The sequence below is a fragment of the Amycolatopsis arida genome, from assembly GCF_900115565.1.
GTDB lineage: Bacteria > Actinomycetota > Actinomycetes > Mycobacteriales > Pseudonocardiaceae > Yuhushiella > Yuhushiella arida.
The window spans coordinates 263025-278867 of sequence record NZ_FOWW01000005.1; the positions used below are offsets into that span (position 1 = coordinate 263025).

14 protein-coding genes are annotated in these 15843 nt (G+C 71.4%); 7 read left to right on the forward strand and 7 right to left on the reverse strand.

The window, feature by feature from the left end; genetic code table 11:
• Positions 1-430 precede the first annotated feature (430 nt).
• The 4 genes from sdhC to BM051_RS16965 are packed head-to-tail and all read left to right on the forward strand — an operon-like array spanning position 431 to position 3910.
• Positions 431-877, forward strand: coding sequence for a succinate dehydrogenase, cytochrome b556 subunit (gene sdhC, locus BM051_RS16950; protein ID WP_092531117.1), 447 nt, complete (start codon positions 431-433; stop codon positions 875-877).
• Between the two features lie 5 nt (positions 878-882).
• A complete protein-coding gene (locus BM051_RS16955; RefSeq protein WP_244894501.1) occupies positions 883-1305 on the forward strand; it encodes a succinate dehydrogenase hydrophobic membrane anchor subunit in 423 nt (140 codons plus the stop codon).
• A 20-nt stretch (positions 1306-1325) separates the two neighbouring features.
• Positions 1326-3122 carry a succinate dehydrogenase flavoprotein subunit gene (sdhA, locus tag BM051_RS16960; protein WP_092531119.1) on the forward strand — a complete coding sequence of 599 codons (1797 nt, stop codon included), beginning with the start codon at positions 1326-1328 and terminating at the stop codon, positions 3120-3122.
• Complete coding sequence (locus BM051_RS16965; protein ID WP_092531120.1) at positions 3122-3910, forward strand: succinate dehydrogenase iron-sulfur subunit; 789 nt, start codon at positions 3122-3124, stop codon at positions 3908-3910. The genes sdhA and BM051_RS16965 overlap by 1 nt, the downstream gene beginning before the upstream one ends.
• 82 nt (positions 3911-3992) lie before the next feature.
• On the opposite strand, the gene BM051_RS16970 is transcribed toward BM051_RS16965, so the two are convergent.
• Positions 3993-5417, reverse strand: coding sequence for a S8 family peptidase (locus BM051_RS16970; RefSeq protein WP_092531121.1), 1425 nt, complete (start codon positions 5415-5417; stop codon positions 3993-3995).
• 125 nt (positions 5418-5542) lie between these two features.
• The gene (locus BM051_RS16975) at positions 5543-5803 is read right to left on the reverse strand and encodes an SCO4848 family membrane protein (RefSeq protein WP_092531122.1); all 261 of its coding nucleotides are present in this window, start codon (positions 5801-5803) and stop codon (positions 5543-5545) included.
• A 140-nt stretch (positions 5804-5943) separates the two neighbouring features.
• Here BM051_RS16975 and BM051_RS16980 point away from each other — a divergent pair, with 140 nt between their 5' ends.
• Positions 5944-7179, forward strand: coding sequence for a D-alanyl-D-alanine carboxypeptidase family protein (locus BM051_RS16980; RefSeq protein WP_092531123.1), 1236 nt, complete (start codon positions 5944-5946; stop codon positions 7177-7179).
• Positions 7180-7182: 3 nt separating this feature from the next.
• Here BM051_RS16980 and BM051_RS16985 read toward each other — a convergent pair whose 3' ends face one another.
• The 3 genes from BM051_RS16985 to trpS form a co-directional block, all read right to left on the reverse strand.
• Positions 7183-8511 (reverse strand): MFS transporter, encoded by a 1329-nt coding sequence (locus BM051_RS16985; RefSeq protein WP_092531297.1) that lies wholly within the window; start codon positions 8509-8511, stop codon positions 7183-7185.
• Between the two features lie 175 nt (positions 8512-8686).
• Positions 8687-9739, reverse strand: coding sequence for a YhjD/YihY/BrkB family envelope integrity protein (locus BM051_RS16990; protein WP_092531299.1), 1053 nt, complete (start codon positions 9737-9739; stop codon positions 8687-8689).
• Positions 9740-9782: 43 nt separating this feature from the next.
• Entirely contained in the window at positions 9783-10796 is a 1014-nt protein-coding gene (trpS, locus tag BM051_RS16995) for a tryptophan--tRNA ligase (protein WP_166677747.1), read from the reverse strand.
• Between the two features lie 226 nt (positions 10797-11022).
• Here trpS and BM051_RS17000 point away from each other — a divergent pair, with 226 nt between their 5' ends.
• Positions 11023-11763 carry a S1 family peptidase gene (locus BM051_RS17000; RefSeq protein WP_092531125.1) on the forward strand — a complete coding sequence of 247 codons (741 nt, stop codon included), beginning with the start codon at positions 11023-11025 and terminating at the stop codon, positions 11761-11763.
• Between the two features lie 47 nt (positions 11764-11810).
• Here the strand turns inward: BM051_RS17000 and BM051_RS17005 are convergent, their stop codons facing one another.
• Positions 11811-14339, reverse strand: a complete 2529-nt coding sequence (locus tag BM051_RS17005) for a bifunctional FO biosynthesis protein CofGH (RefSeq protein ID WP_092531126.1) — start codon at positions 14337-14339, stop codon at positions 11811-11813.
• A 390-nt stretch (positions 14340-14729) separates the two neighbouring features.
• A complete protein-coding gene (locus tag BM051_RS17010; RefSeq protein WP_134046198.1) occupies positions 14730-15050 on the reverse strand; it encodes a hypothetical protein in 321 nt (106 codons plus the stop codon).
• A 185-nt stretch (positions 15051-15235) separates the two neighbouring features.
• Here BM051_RS17010 and BM051_RS17015 point away from each other — a divergent pair, with 185 nt between their 5' ends.
• Positions 15236-15730, forward strand: a complete 495-nt coding sequence (locus tag BM051_RS17015; protein WP_092531128.1) for a pyridoxamine 5'-phosphate oxidase family protein — start codon at positions 15236-15238, stop codon at positions 15728-15730.
• Positions 15731-15843 lie beyond the last annotated feature (113 nt).

The following is a 15843-nucleotide window of genomic DNA, read 5'->3' on the forward strand; positions in this document are numbered from 1 at the left end:
CTGTTCCAGCGGATGAACCGAGAACGGCCCGACTCCAGTTGTCGGGCCGACTGGCGAACGGTACCCGGCTGGGTCAACACCGTCATCAGCGAATACACCCCAAGTAACCCAAATGTTCACCCACGGCGCCGCTCGGCGACAAGTCGAACACTTTGTGTGACTGCTCCTCGAAGGGCTGAAATCGCGTCCCACGGAGCGGTGAAAGGAGGAGAGACCTCTACCACAGCGGGGGGTGTCTGGTCCATCACACCGGACAACCCGAGGTTGAGTGCCCTCGTGAGCACGGGTCTAGCATCCCAACCATCCACGCTCGATGACCATGACCCCGGCACCGGCGCCGACTGGAGTCCCAGGTGGACGCCGCCGGCGGGTGGTGGGAGTTCTGATCAGCCGGGCTCAGTCCAGCCACGACGTTGGAGGCCGTTCACCGATGTCCACCACGGCTAGCACCGCCGGCGAGGCGGTGGCGAGCGATCGGGCGGGTGCCTCGCGCCGGACCGGAACGTTCTACCGCGGCGACCCCGGAATGTGGTCCTGGGTGCTGCACCGGATCACCGGCGTGCTCACGTTCTTCTTCCTGTTCGTCCACGTCCTCGACACCGCGCTCGTCCGGGTCTCCCCGAACGCCTACGACGAGGTGATCGAGACCTACAAGACCCCGCTGGTCAACCTACTCGAGGTGGGCCTGGTCGGCGCGGTGCTCTTCCACGCCCTCAACGGCATCCGAGTCATGCTGGTCGACTTCTGGGCAAGGGGACCGCGGTACCAGCAGGTCATGCTGTGGACGATCATCGGCGTCTGGCTGCTGGTGATGATCCCCGGCACCTACTTCATGCTCGAACGCACGGTCAGCGAGCTGTTCGGAGGGGGACACTGATGACCTTGGGCAACGCTGAGGCGCTCTCCCTGGACAAGCCCCGCTCCCCGCGCCGCCCCGCGGCCCGCCGCAGCAACTTCGAGCTCTACAGCTGGCTGTTCATGCGCATCTCCGGCCTCGCGCTGGTGGTGCTCGTGCTGGGCCACCTGTTCATCATGAACATCCTCGATGGCGGGGTGCACCGCATCAACTTCGCCTTCGTCGCCGGCCGCTGGGCCTCGCCGTTCTGGCAGTTCTGGGACCTGACGATGCTGTGGCTGGCCCAGCTGCACGGCGCGAACGGGCTGCGCACGATCATCGAGGACTACGCGCGCAAGGGCAGCACGCGGTTCTGGCTGAAGATCCTCCTCTACGTCTCGACGGTGCTCATCCTGGTCGTCGGCACGCTGGTGATCTTCACGTTCGATCCCGACATCCCGGCCAGCTAACCCACCACGGGAGTTCCCTGATGCAGTTCCACAAGTACGACGTGGTGATCGTCGGTGCCGGTGGCGCCGGCATGCGCGCCGCCATCGAGGCCGGGCAGCGCACCCGCACCGCGGTGCTCACGAAGCTCTACCCCACCCGGTCGCACACCGGCGCGGCGCAGGGCGGCATGTGCGCCGCGCTGGCCAACGTCGAGGAGGACAACTGGGAGTGGCACACCTTCGACACGGTCAAGGGCGGTGACTACCTCACCGACCAGGACGCCGCGGAGATCATGGCCAAGGAGGCCATCGACGCGGTGCTCGACCTGGAGAAGATGGGCCTTCCGTTCAACCGCACCCCGGAGGGCAGGATCGACCAGCGGCGGTTCGGCGGGCACACCCGCGACCACGGCAAGGCCGCGGTCCGCCGGTCGTGCTACGCGGCCGACCGCACCGGCCACATGATCCTGCAGACGCTGTACCAGAACTGCGTCAAGCAGGGCATCGAGTTCTTCAACGAGTTCTACGTCCTCGACGTCGCCCTCACCGACACCGCCGACGGCCCGGTCGCCTCCGCGGCCATCGCCTACGAGCTGGCCACCGGCGAGATCCACGTGTTCCAGGCGAAGTCCATCGTGTTCGCCACCGGCGGCTTCGGCAAGGTCTTCAAGACCACGTCCAACGCGCACACCCTGACCGGCGACGGCATGGGCATCTACGCGCGCAAGGGCCTGCCGCTGGAGGACATGGAGTTCTACCAGTTCCACCCGACCGGGCTGGCCGGGCTGGGCATCCTGCTCACCGAGGGTGCCCGCGGCGAGGGCGCGATCCTGCGCAACGCCGACAAGGAACGGTTCATGGAGCGCTACGCGCCCACGATCAAGGACCTCGCGCCGCGCGACATCGTCGCCCGCTCGATGGTGCTCGAGGTGCTGGAGGGCCGGGGCGCGGGGCCGAACAAGGACTACGTGTACCTGGACTGCACCCACCTCGGCGCCGAGGTCCTGGAGACGAAGCTGCCGGACATCACCGAGTTCGCCCGCACCTACCTCGGCGTGGACCCGGTGCACGAGCTGGTGCCGGTGTACCCGACCGCGCACTACGCGATGGGCGGCATCCCCACCAACGTGCACGGCGAGGCGTTGCGGGACAACGACAACGTCGTCCCAGGGCTGTACGCCGCCGGCGAGGTGGCGTGCGTGTCCGTGCACGGCGCGAACCGGCTGGGCACGAACTCGCTGCTGGACATCAACGTGTTCGGCAAGCGGGCCGGGATCGCCGCCGCGGAGTACGCGCTGGGCCACGACTTCGTCGAGCCGCCGGAGAACCCGGCGCGCACGGTCGAGAGCATGGTGGGCCATCTGCGCACCGCCACCGGCGGGGAGCGGGTGGCCGACATCCGCACCGCGCTGCAGCAGACCATGGACGCCAACGCGGCGGTGTACCGCACGGAGGACACCCTCAAGCAGGCGCTGCACGACGTGCAGGCGCTGAAGGAGCGGTACGGCCGGATCGCGGTGCAGGACAAGGGGAAGCGGTACAACACCGACCTGCTCGAGGCCATCGAGCTGGGCTTCCTGCTGGACCTCGCGGAGCTGCTGGTCAACGCGGCGCTGGCGCGCAAGGAGTCGCGTGGCGGGCACGCCAGGGAGGACTACCCGAACCGCGACGACGTCAACTTCATGCGGCACTCGATGTCGTACAAGATCCTGCCGGAGAAGGGCAAGGACACGGCCACCGAGGCGCCGTTGGGCATCGACGGTTTCCTGGCCGACATCCGGCTGGACTACAAGCCGGTGACCTTCACCCGGTACGAGCCGATGGAGCGGAAGTACTGATGACCGCGGTAGCTGACAACAGCGTGCACGACACCTCCCAGATTCCCGCGCCGGAGGGCTCGATCACCATCACGGTGCGGATCCTGCGGTTCAACCCGGAGCTGGACACCGAGCCGCACTGGGAGTCCTACGACGTTCCCGCCCTGCCCACCGACCGGGTGCTGAACCTGCTGTTCAACATCAAGAACTACGTCGACGGCACGTTGGCGTTCCGCCGGTCCTGCGCGCACGGGATCTGCGGCTCGGACGCGATGCAGATCAACGGGATCAACCGGTTGGCGTGCAAGGTGCTGGTCAAGGACCTGCTCGGGAAGAAGGACTCCGCGGGCAAGCCGGCGGTGGTCACCATCGCGCCGATCAAGGGCCTGCCGACGATGAAGGATCTCTATGTCGACATGGAGCCCTTCTTCGAGGCGTACCGGGCGGTGAAGCCGTACCTGATCGCCTACGGCAACGAGCCGACCAGGGAGCGCGTCCAGTCGCCGGCGGACCGGGAGCGCTTCGACGACACCACCAAGTGCATCCTGTGCGCCGCCTGCACGTCGTCGTGCCCGGTGTACTGGGCGGACGGGTCCTACTTCGGCCCGGCGGCGATCGTCAACGCCCACCGGTTCATCTTCGACTCCCGGGACGAGGGCGCCGAGGAGCGGCTGGACATCCTCAACGACGCCGAGGGCGTGTGGCGCTGCCGCACGACGTTCAACTGCACCGACGCCTGCCCGCGCGGCATCCAGGTCACCAAGGCGATCCAGGAGGTCAAGCGCGCCCTGCTCTTCAAGCGCGTCTGATCCCTCTCGGCCGGAACGCCATGAAGGCCACCTTCATCGCGCTGGGTGCGATGAAGGTGGCCTTCATGGCATGGACCGGCGGCTACCGCACGGCGTCGAGGGCGTTCACCAGGCCCTTGCCGTAGAAGGAGTTGTTGCGGTCCGGGCCGGTGCAGTTCGCCGCGTCACCGCACGGCACCGGGTCGGCCTGGGCACCGAGCAGCGCCCGCAGCGCCCACGGCGGAGCGTGCCGGTACCGGCTGGCCAGCAGCGCGGCCACCCCGGCGGCGTGTGGCGATGCCATCGAGGTGCCGCACTTCGCGCCGTACCCGCCGGCGAGGATGGTCGACAGCGGGCAGGCCGGACCCTCGCCCTGCGGCGGTACCTGCGCCCGGTCACCACCCGGCGCGGTCACCGTGACCTGCCGCAGCCCGTAGTTGCTGTACGACGACTTGGTCCCGGCGTAGCCCACCGCGGAGACGGTCACCACGCCCTCGATCCCCTTCGGGAGGATCTTGCAGCTGGCGTCCACCTCGTGCGGCCGGTTCGGGTCGAACGTCGGGTTGGCCAGGTCGAAGTTGCTGTTGCCGGCGGCCGCCACGTTGAGCACGCCCCGGTCGGTCGAGTACCGCAGCGCCCGGCGGACCGCCTCGTAGGCGGCCGCGTCACCCGGCTGCCTCGGGCAGTAGAACATGCCCGGATCGATGTAGTAGCTGTGGTTGTTGACCTGGAACCGGTGCTTGGCGCTCCACATCAGACCGCACACCGCGGACTCCGGGTAGATGTAGCCCTCGTCGTTGACCACCTTCACCGACGCCATCCGCACGCCCGGCGCGACACCGGTGAACCCGGTAGCCGGGTCCCTGCCGGCGATCGTGCCGGCGACGTGGGTGCCGTGGTCGGACGTCGTCGGCACCCAGGCCGCCGGGCTCGGGTCGGCGGCGCCGGTGACGCAGCCGGCCGACACCTCCGGGCGCAGCGACGCCACCAGCGCCGGGTGGGTGGGCTCGATGCCCGAGTCGACGACCCCGACGGTGACCGCCTTGCTGCCGGGGTTGACGGCGTTCGCCTCCGGCGCCTTGATCGCCCGCATGTCCCACTGCTGAGCGCTCAGGTCCTGGGTCGCGGCGACCTCGGTGGTGCGCTCCACCTCCTTGTCGGCGGCGGCCCGCGCGGCCGCCCGCGCGCTCGCCGCGGCCGTGGTCGGCGGCTCGGCGATCTCCCGCTCGCCCGAGTAGGCGCGGAACACGCCGATCCGCTCGGCGAAGTCGGCGTCGCGGGAGGCGGCCACGGCGACACCGATCTCCCGGTAGTAGGCCACCCGCTCGCCGCAGTGCCGGCGCAGCTCGTCGGTCACCCGGGGCTCCGGCGTGTGCGGCTGGTAGATCACCACATAGGTGTACCGCGGGCTCGTCGGGTCGCACGCGGCCGCGGCGGGCTCGGCGGCCGCCACGGGCGCCGTCAGCACACCGCTCGCGCCCAGCGCGACGGCGGTGACCGCGGGCAGCCACCTTCTGGTCCGGAACATTCCACCTCCAGCTCACGGGCGTTCCCGGCCGGAGGCGGTCAGCCCCACCGGACCCGCCCAGGTCGGATCGACCCGGAGAACGTTAGGCAGCGTCACGGGGAAGCACCGCCCGCCATTCGGAGCAATCACTCGGTCGGGGACTCCTGCGATGTCGGAGTTCTCCGGAGCGCGCGCAGCCCGCGCCAGCCGAGCACACCGATGATCGTGCCCAGCACGAGCGAGACCACGGTCAACACCGCGTGCACCACGAAGAACGCCGTGGGCGAGCCGTCGGCGGCCCAGGAGTCCTCGCTCGCCCACAGATTGCGGGCGAAGGTGACCCAGATGACCCAGGACCACACCCCGAAGAGCAGCAGGAAGAGGGAGACCGGGCGGGACATGCGCATGCCCCGCAGTATGCGCGCCCGCCACCGATCCACCCGTTCCGGGCACACCGACGGCCTGAAGATCAACGGAACGGGGGAGAACGGGCGGGTGAGCCCGGGTCCTGCCGGGGACTCCGCGGCCGCCGGGTTAGCCTGCTCGGGTGCGTTGCGTTCCCTCCCGCCCACTCGGCGTCGTGCTCACCGTCGTGCTGTCCGCCCTGCTCGCGGCGCCGCTGCCCGCGGCGGCCGCTCCTCGCCAGGGTCCGGACCAGCCGGCGGAGTGCGCGAACCGGGAGCTGCCTCCCCCGCCGGTGGACACCTCGGAGCGGCCGCCCCCCGGGCAGCCCTCCCCCGCGCCGCTGCCGGTGCCGGAGACCCCGGTCGGCGGGGAGCGGATGGGTGAGTGCGGCCTGGTGCTCCCGCCGGGCGCGCCGCGGCCGCCGGAGGAGCTGACCGCGGCGTCGTGGGTGGTGCAGGACCTGGAGACCGGCGCGATCCTGGCCGCGAAGGACCCGCACGGCCGGCAGCGGCCGGCGTCGCTGGTCAAGTCGCTGCTGGCGCTGGTGGTGCTGCGTGACCTCGAGCCGGGCCAGGTGGTCGTGCCGACCGAGTTGGACGCCAGCCAGGAGTGCACCTGCGTCGGCATCGTCCCCGGCGGCCGGTACACGGTGGACCAGCTGCTGCACGCCCTGCTGATGCGCTCGGGCAACGACGTGGCGCACGCGCTGGCCACCGCGCTGGGCGGGGTGCCGGAGGCGCTGCGCAGGATGAACACCCTCGCCGCCCGGCTGGGTGCGAAGGACACCAGGGCCGCGTCACCGTCCGGACTGGACGGCCCGGGGATGTCCAGCTCGGCCTACGACATGGGCCTGGTCTTCCACCACGCGATGCGGCAGCCGGAGTACGCGGCGGCCGTGGCCACCCGGACCATGGAGTTCCCCGGGTGGGGGGACAAGCCGGCGTTCCCGATCTACAACGACAACAAACTGCTCGGGTCCTACCCCGGCTTCCTCGGCGGCAAGACCGGCTTCACCGACGACTCCCGGCACACCTACGCGGGCGCGGCCGAGCGGAACGGCCGGCGGCTGGCGGTGGTGATGCTGCGGGGTGAGCAGCGGCCGACCCGGCTCACCGACCAGGCCGCCGCGCTGCTGGACTACGGCTTCGCCCTCGCCGCGGCGGGGACACCGCCGGTGGGGCGGATCGACTACTCCCCGACGGCGCTGACCGCTCCCACGGCCGAGCCGGAGCCGGCCGGCACGGGCGGGACCGCGCTGGCGACGGCGACGGAGGACCCGTTCGGCACCACCGGCTGGATCATCACCATCGTGGTCAGCGTGCTGTCGGTCGGCATGGTGATCACGCTGCACCGGCGGCGGCAGGCCGCGCAGTCGTAGCGCTCACCGGCACCTGCTGGGGCAGTCCAGGCCGCAGCGGTCCTCGACGACGGCGTCGCGAGCGGCGTGGTCCTCCTCGCCGGGGCCGCGGCGGGGCAGGGTCTCGGTGGCGAGGATCCAGGTGACCAGCGCGACGGCGGCCACGCCGCCGGTGAGCCAGAAGGCCGCGCCATAGGACCACTGCTCGGCGATCGCGCCGGCCGCCAGCGGGCCGAGCACCGCGCCGACGTCGGCGGCCATCTGGAAGCCGGCGAGCACGGAGCCGCCGCGGGCCTTGGCGCCGAGCACGTCGGCCACCGCTGCGTTCTGCGCGGGGTTGACCGCGCCCGAGCCGAACCCGGCGATCAGGGACGCGACCAGGAACAGCCAGGGGGAGTCGGCCTGGCCGAGCAGCACGGTGCCGACGGCCAGCAGCGCGAGCCCGAGCAGCGCGGGCGGCTTGCGCCCCCGGGTGTCGGCGAAGCGGCCGGAGATCAGCAGCACGGCGGCGTTGGCCGCGGCGAACACGGCGAGCGCGACGCCGGTGAACTCCTCACCGCGGAGCAGGACGGCGGTGACGAACAGCGGGATGAGCGACATGCGCACGCCGAACACGACCCAGCCGTTGGCGAAGTTGGAGGCCAGCGCGGCGCGGTAGGTGCGGTGTCGCAGGGCCTGGCGGAAGGTGAGCACCGGCTCGCCGTCCTCGTCGGCGCGGGAGACGAGCGTGGAGCGGCGGAGTTGCCACCAGACGAACGCGGTGGTCAGCAGCAGGGCGAGGCCGTAGGCGAGGAAGGGGGCGCGCAGCGAGACGGCGACGAGGCCGCTGCCGACGATCGGGCCGGCGATGCCGCCGAGCAGGAAGCTGGTGCCCCACAGGCCGGAGGCGCGGCCGCGCAGGTGCGGCGGGGCGATGCGGATGAGCAGGCCGACGGCCGAGACGGTGAACATGGTCGAGCCGACGCCGCTGAGCGAGCGGAACAGGAGGAGCTGCCAGTACTCCACGGCGGCCGCGGTGGCCAACGTCCCCGCGGCGACGATCAGCAGCCCCCAGAGGTAGACCGGGCGTTCCCCGAAGCGGGTGACCATGCGCCCGCTGAGCGGGGCGAACGCCAGCCGGACGAACGCGAAGGCGCTGACCACGACCGACGCCGCGGTGACCCCGACGTCGAAGCTGACCGCGAAGTTCGGCAGCGCCGGCGCGATCAGCCCGTAGCCGATGGCGATGAGGAAGCTGGCCCCGACGAGGACCCAGATCTCTCTCGGCAGCGTCGTCCCGCGCGTGGGCGTGGTGGTGCTCGTCTCCGTCACTGTCTCCCCTCCCGGCCACCCGCGAGCATATGCCCCGATCATCGGATGATCTGTCGCCGCCGTGCGGAAGTACCGGCCCTGCCGGGTGGGGCAGGCCTCGCCGCTGGCCCGGAGGGTTCCACCGACCGGGCGAGCCCGGAAGCACAACGAGAGCTCCTGCCGCGCCTCGCCGTCGTCGTGGGCGAGCCCTCCCACCGGGACGGGCGCCCCTGGCCAGTCAGCGGCGTCGGGTGAGCCAGGTCAGCAGGGCGCCGGCGGCGAAGAAACCGGCGGCCGCGCGCGGGCTGACGCCCCGGTGGACCCGCACGGCCGGGCGGATCACCACCGGTGAAGGTTCCTCCACGGTGTGGGTCAGGTTCTCCCTGGAGGTGGCGGTCCACGCGGTCACGAACAGCAGGAACCGGGACACGAGGTTCGCGAAGATCAGCAACCCGAGCACCGGCCCGAACACGGCGAACGACGGCTTGTCCGACAGCCCCTTCAGGTAGAACGTGGCGACCTGCTGCAGGATCACGAACCCGACGGCCGCGATCGCCGCTCCCTTGACCGCGCTGCCGACCGCGACCTTCTCCCGCGGCAGGCGGGCGATCACCCACAGGAACACCAGGAAGTTGGCGAACAACGCCAGCACGATCGACGCCAGCCGCAGCAGGAACACCGCCCACGCCTCGTCCGCCAGCCCGACCAGCTCCAGCAGCGACCGCCCCACCCCGGCGCCGGCCGCGGTCAGCGTGAACGACACCAGCAACGCGAGCCCGAGACCGGCCAACGCGAGGAGGTCCTTGAGCACCCTGGACACCAGCGGCACATGCTTCTTCTCCTGCCCCCACTGCGCGGTGAGCGCGTCCCGCAGGTTCGACATCCAGCCGATGCCGGAGTACAGCGCCAACGCCAGACCGATGATGCCGAGCCCGCCGCCGGACTCCAGCGCGGTCGACACGATGTCGTTGACGATCCCCTTGAGCCCCTCCGGCACCGACTTGTCGATGCCCGTGGTGATCTGGTCGATGATCGCCGGGTTGCCGGCCAGGATGATCCCGGCGATCGCGAACGCGACCATCAGAATGGGGATCACCGACAGCACGCTGAAGTAGGTGATCACGGCGGCGTAGTGGTTGCCGTAGTTCTCGTTGAACGAGCCGCCCGCCCGGACCAGGTGATCGAGCCACGGGTACCGGCGGCGCAGCCGAGCCAGCAGCTTCTCGTCGTCCGCCTTGCCGGCCTTGCCGGCCTTGGCGGCCTGCGGCCCCGTCCCGTCCTGGTCTCGCACGAGCAAACGCTAACCAGGGGGGCGACGGCCCGCAAACGGAGCGTCACACCCTGCGTAGGAAGCCCACCCGCTCGTACACCGTGGCCAGCGTCGCCGTGGCGATCTCCCGCGCCCGCTCGGCCCCGCGGGTGAGCAGCTTGTCCAGCTCCGCCACGTCGTCCAGGTAGGACCGCACCCGCTCCCGCACCGGCGTGACGAACTCGATCAGCACCTCGGCGAGGTCCTTCTTCAGGTCGCCGTAGCCCTTGCCGGCGTAGGCCGCCTCCAGGTCGGCGACGCTCCGCCCGCTCAGCGCCGAGTAGATGGTCAGCAGGTTGGCCACCCCGGGCTTGCCCTCCGGGTCGTAGACGATCTCCCGGCCGGTGTCGGTCACCGCGGAGCGGATCTTCTTCGCCGACCGCTTCGGGTCGTCGAGCAGCTCGATCAGCCCGTTCACCGAGGACGCCGACTTGCTCATCTTCGCGGTCGGCTCCTGCAGGTCGTAGATCTTCGCGGTGTCCTGCGGGATGTGTGCCTCGGGCACGGTGAACGTGCGGCCGAACCGGTTGTTGAACCGCTGCGCCAGGTTGCGCGACAGCTCCAGGTGCTGGCGCTGGTCCTCACCGACCGGCACCGCGTCGGCCTGGTAGAGCAGGATGTCGGCGGCCTGCAGCACCGGGTAGGTGAACAGCCCGACGCTGGCCCGCTCGGTGCCCTGCTTGGCGGCCTTGTCCTTGAACTGCGTCATCCGGCCGGCCTCGCCGAACCCGGTCTGGCACTCCAGCACCCAGCTCAGCTGCGCGTGCTCGGGCACCTGGCTCTGCACGAACAGCGCGCCGTGCTCGGGATCGACGCCCAGCGCCAGCAGCTGCGCCGCCGAGCGGCGGGTGCGCTCGCGCAACAGCTCCGGGTCGTGCTCGACGGTGATCGCGTGCAGGTCGACCACGCAGTAGTAGGTCTCGTGCGTCCGCTGCAGGCGTACCCACTCGCGCAACGCGCCGAGGTAGTTGCCGAGGTGGAACGAGTCGGCCGTGGGCTGGATCCCGGACAGCACGCGGGGTCGCCGGGGGTCGGGCATGGCTGCATCGACGGACACGGCTGGATTCTGCCAGGCCGCCGACCGGCGGCGGTGCCGAGGGCCGGGCGGGCCAGCAGCCGGCCGGCGAACGCGGCACGACCAAAGTCGTCAACAGTTAAACAGTGAAACGGCACCTACTTCCGAGGGTTCTCCGCCCCCCGAACGCGTTCTTAACGTTCTGTAACGCACCGGATCACACTTCCGGGTACAGCGAAGGAGAACCTTCATGAAGGTACGTTCCCTGCTCTCCGGCCTGTTCATCGCCGCGGCGACCGCCTTCGCCGGGCTGGCGGTTCCCAGCACGGCCGCGGCGGACGACGTCTCGCCGTACATCGTCGGCGGCCGCAACGCCACCCAGGTCTACTCGTTCATGGTGTCCCTGCAGTCCAGCAGGGGCGGCCACTCGTGTGGTGGGTCGCTGATCAAGTCGAACTGGGTGGTCACCGCCGCCCACTGCGGCACGCCGTACCAGGTGCGGGTCGGCACGACCAACCGCACCAGCGGCGGCTCGGTGGCCAGGGTCGCCCAGCGGATCCCGCACCCCTCGGCCGACCTGGCCCTGCTGCGGCTGTCCACCTCGGTCAGCCAGACCCCGATCGAGATCGCCAGCTCGTCCGGCCCGGTCGGCACCCAGACCCGGATCATCGGCTGGGGCCAGACCTGCCCGCAGCGCGGTGGTTGCGGTGCCCCGATCACCCTGCAGGAACTGGACACCTCGATCGTGTCGGACAGCAGCTGCTGGGGCATCCGCGCCGCCAGTGAGATCTGCACCAACAACCCCGGCGGCAACAAGGGCGCCTGCTACGGCGACTCCGGCGGCCCGCAGGTCAAGCGGGTCAACGGCGTGTGGCAGCTGATCGGCGCCACCAGCCGCTCCGGCAACGGCAGCTCGATCTGCGCCACCGGCCCGTCCATCTACGTCGACGTGCCGTACTTCTCGAGCTGGATCGCCGCGAACATCAGGTAGCGCGACGGTGACGACAGGGCCGGTGGCGCCGCGCGCCACCGGCCCTGTCAGCTCGCCGCGCGCACCCGCTTGCCGTAGGTCGTGGTGCGCTGCCGGGAGGGGCGGCCGGCCAGCGCGGCGAGCCGATCCAGCTCGGCGACGGTCCGCGCCGATCCGTGCGCGGAGCCGGCCATCCGGGAGATCGTCTCCTCCATCAGCGTGCCGCCGATGTCGTTGGCGCCGCCGCGCAGGACCTGCGCGGTGCCCTCGTCACCCAGCTTGACCCAGGAGCACTGCACGTTGTCGATCCGGCCGTGCAGGCCGAGCCTGGCGACCGCGTGCACCGCCCGGTTGTCCCGCACGGTCGGGCCGGGCCGGGCCACGCCGGCGAGGTAGATCGGCGCGTTGTGGTGCACGAACGGCAGCCCGACGAACTCGGTGAACCCGCCGGTCTCCTCGGCGATCCCGGCCAGCACCCGCAGGTGACCAAGCCAGTGCCCAGGGTGGTCGACGTGGCCGTACATCATCGTGCTCGAGGACGGGATGCCCAGCCGATGCGCGGTCGTCACCACGTCGATCCACGTCCGCGCCGGCAGCTTGCCCTTGGTGAGCACCCAGCGCACGTCGTCGTCCAGGATCTCCGCCGCGGTACCGGGGATGGAGCCGAGCCCCGCGTCGCGCAGCTCGGTGAGCCACTCCTCGACGCTCACCCCGGCCTTCGCCGCGGCCGCGACGATCTCCATCGGGGAGAACGCGTGGACGTGCAGGTCCGGCACCGCCTTCTTGATCGCCCGCACGATGTCGGCGTAGTAGGTCACCGGCAGCTTCGGGTCGATCCCGCCCTGCATGCACACCTCGGTGGCGCCGGCCGCGGCGGCCTCGACGGCACGGGCGGCCACCTCGTCCACCGAGAGCCGGAAGGCGTCGGCGTCCCGCTCCCGCTGCGCGAAGGCGCAGAACCGGCAGCCGACGTAGCAGACGTTGGAGAAGTTGATGTTGCGGTTGACCACGTAGGTGATGTCGTCGCCGACGACGTCGGCGCGCAGCTCGTCGGCCAGCCGGGTCAGCGTCTCCAGCGCCGGCCCCTCGGCGGTGAGCAGGGCCAGCGCGGCCGCGGCGTTGGCCTCGTCGAGCAGCGCGGCCGGCCGGTCGGCGGCCAGCCGGAGGCCCTCGGCGACGTCGCCGTCCAGCCGCTCCGGGGCGCGCACCCGGTCCCGGAGGGCGTCCCAGTCGCCGTAGACGGTGTCGAAGTCGCCGCGCCGGTCACCGGTCCTGCCCTCGGTGTCGATGGCCGCGTGCAGGTCGGCCCTGCCGACGGTGTCCAGCCCGCCGTCCGGCTCCTGCCACGGGCGGCCCTCGACCGCGGCGTCGTCGTCGGCGAGGCCGTCCGCGCCGGCCAGCGCCGTGACGTGCGGGTGCACCCTGACGTCGAGCCACCGGTCTCGGTCCCGCACGTACCGCGGGTAGCCGGCGAGGCGTTCGCGCAACGCGAACCCGGCCTCACCGGTCCACTCGGCCAGCTCGTCGATCCGCGGCCACGGCCGCTCGGGGTTCACGTGGTCGGGCGTGAGCGGGGAGACGCCACCCCAGTCGTCGATGCCGGCGCGCAGCAGCAGGGCATGCTGGTCGCCGACGAGGTTCGGCGGGGCCTGCACGCTCACTCCCGGGGGCATGAGTAGCCGGGCGACGGCCACGGTGGCGGCCAGGTCGTGCAGGTCGGCGTCGGCGTGGTCGCGCATCGCCGTGTCCGGCTTGGCCCGGAAGTTCTGCACGATGATCTCCTGGATGTGCCGGTACTGCCGGGCGCGCTGCCGGATGGCGTGCAGCGACTCGGCCCGCTCGGTCAGGGTCTCGCCGATGCCGACGAGGATGCCGGTGGTGAACGGCACCCCGACCCGGCCGGCGTCGTCGAGCACCCGCAACCGGACGGCGGGTTGCTTGTCGGGGCTGCCGTAGTGCGGCCCGCCCTTCTCCGCCCACAGCCGCTCGGCGGTGGTCTCCAGCATCATCCCCATGCTGGCCGCGACCGGCTTCAGCCGCTGCAGCTCCTCCCAGCTCAGCACGCCGGGGTTGAGGTGCGGGAGCACGCCGGTCTCCTCGAGCACCGCGATCGCGCACGCCCTCAGGTAGTCCACTGTGGACTCGTAGCCGCGCTCGGCCAGCCACTCCGCGGCCTGCGGCCAGCGGTCCTCCGGCCGGTCGCCGAGGGTGACCAGTGCCTCCTTGCAGCCGGCGGCGGCGCCCGCGCGGGCGATCTCCAGCACCTCGTCGCGCTCCAGGTAGGGCGCGGGCAGCCGGCCGGGCACCGTGGCGAACGTGCAGTAGTGGCAGCGGTCGCGACACAGCCGGCTGAGCGGGATGAAGACGCTGCTGCTGTAGGTGACCAGGCCGGTGCGGCCCTGGTCGGCGAGGTGGGCGGCGCGGACCCGCGCGGCGGCGGCGAACAGGCGTTCCAGGTCCGCACCCCGGGCGTGCAGCAGCACCGCCGATTCGGCGACGTCGAGCGCGACGCCCTCCTCGGCCCGTTTCAACGCTCGGCGGAGTGCGCTGGAGCTGGGCTTCGGTTCCGGTGGGGTGATCGAGAGCGGTGTCGCCATGCGCCCGAGACTACGGCCGCGCCGGGGCTGCGGGGTACGCGTTCGCGATGTGAGCGAACTCGCGAGCCAACCATTCGACACAGCAGGCTCGGCGAACGCCGCCGACGAGCGCCAGCGAGGAGGAGGTGTGAGTCATCACCCGGACGGCGGGGAATAACGCCGACCCGCGGCGGCACCACGGCAAAGCCTACGAGTGTCCGCGCTCCCTGCACGCGTGTCCGCGGTTCCTGCACGCGTGTCCGCGGTCCGTGTACGCGTGTCCGCGTCGCAGGGCACGGACACGTGTTCATAACGCGCGGACACATGTGCATGGCGCGCGGACACATGTGCAGGGAGCGCGGACACGGCATGGTGTCGGCTCGAATGGCGGACGGTGCAACCGGCTGGAACTCAGCCGTGGCGGGTGGTGGTGAGCACGGGCTCGTCGGCCGGAGCCTGTGCCGTGACGTGCGGGTGCGGTGTCGCCTCGCGGGCCCGCCGGCGCTGGCGGAGCACGCCCGCGGTCATGCCCACGATGCCGATCAGCACCGCGGCCAGCCCGACCGGGCCGAGCAGCCCGAAGCTGACCTGGTTCGGCTCCACGCGGGCGGCCTGTGCCGCGGCGCCGGTGCCCGCGGTGACCAGCAGGACGGTCGACACCACGACCAGCGCCACGAGGACGCGTGCCGCGTGCGGGAGCGTTCGCGCCAGCTCACTCACTGGGTTGCGCACCGGAGTGCCTCCCGGGACGAGGTCCTTCCACCAATCCCCCAAAAGAGGGGCTTGCCGAGTTGAAAGCTACCGAGAGTGTCAAGACGTCGGCGTTTCGCCCAACTCGCCGGCAGACCATAGCGAGGCCTCCCCCGCACCGCGCACCGGGGGTACGGGCACTGGGCACGATGCGCGAGGATCAGCTCATGCCGAACGGAGACTTCCCGACCGTGGCCGCGGCGTTCACGGAGATGGCCAACCGGATGGTGTACGCCACGATGGCGACCGTGGACAGTCGGGGCCGTCCCCGCTCCCGCATGGTGCACACGCTCTGGCAGTGGGACGGCACGGAGCTGGTCGGGTGGGCCGGCGCCGGGGTGACCCCGCTGAAGCGCGCTCACCTGGCGGCGAACCCGTACGTGTCGTGCAACTACTGGGACGGCGTCGAGGCCTACGACACGTGCGTGGCGGAGTGCCGCGCCGAGCTCCTGCTCGACGCGGCGAGCCGGCGGGCCGGCTGGGAGCTGTTCGCGTCCACCCCGCCGCCGCTGGGCTACGACCCCGCCACCATCCCCGGCTGGGACAGCCCGGACTCGCCGGCATGGGGTGTGCTGCGGTTCCGGCCGTGGCGGCTGCGGGTCTTCCCCGGCGAGTTCGCCCGCTCCGGCACCGGCGAGATCCTCACCTGGCGGGAGAACTGAGCGGCCGCCCGGCACCCCACCCCAGGTGATGCCACGCGGCTCTCCCGATTCAGTGAAGATCAGGCGGAACCGAGCCCTTCCAGCTGCGTCAATTGTTACGCTGCCGCGCAATC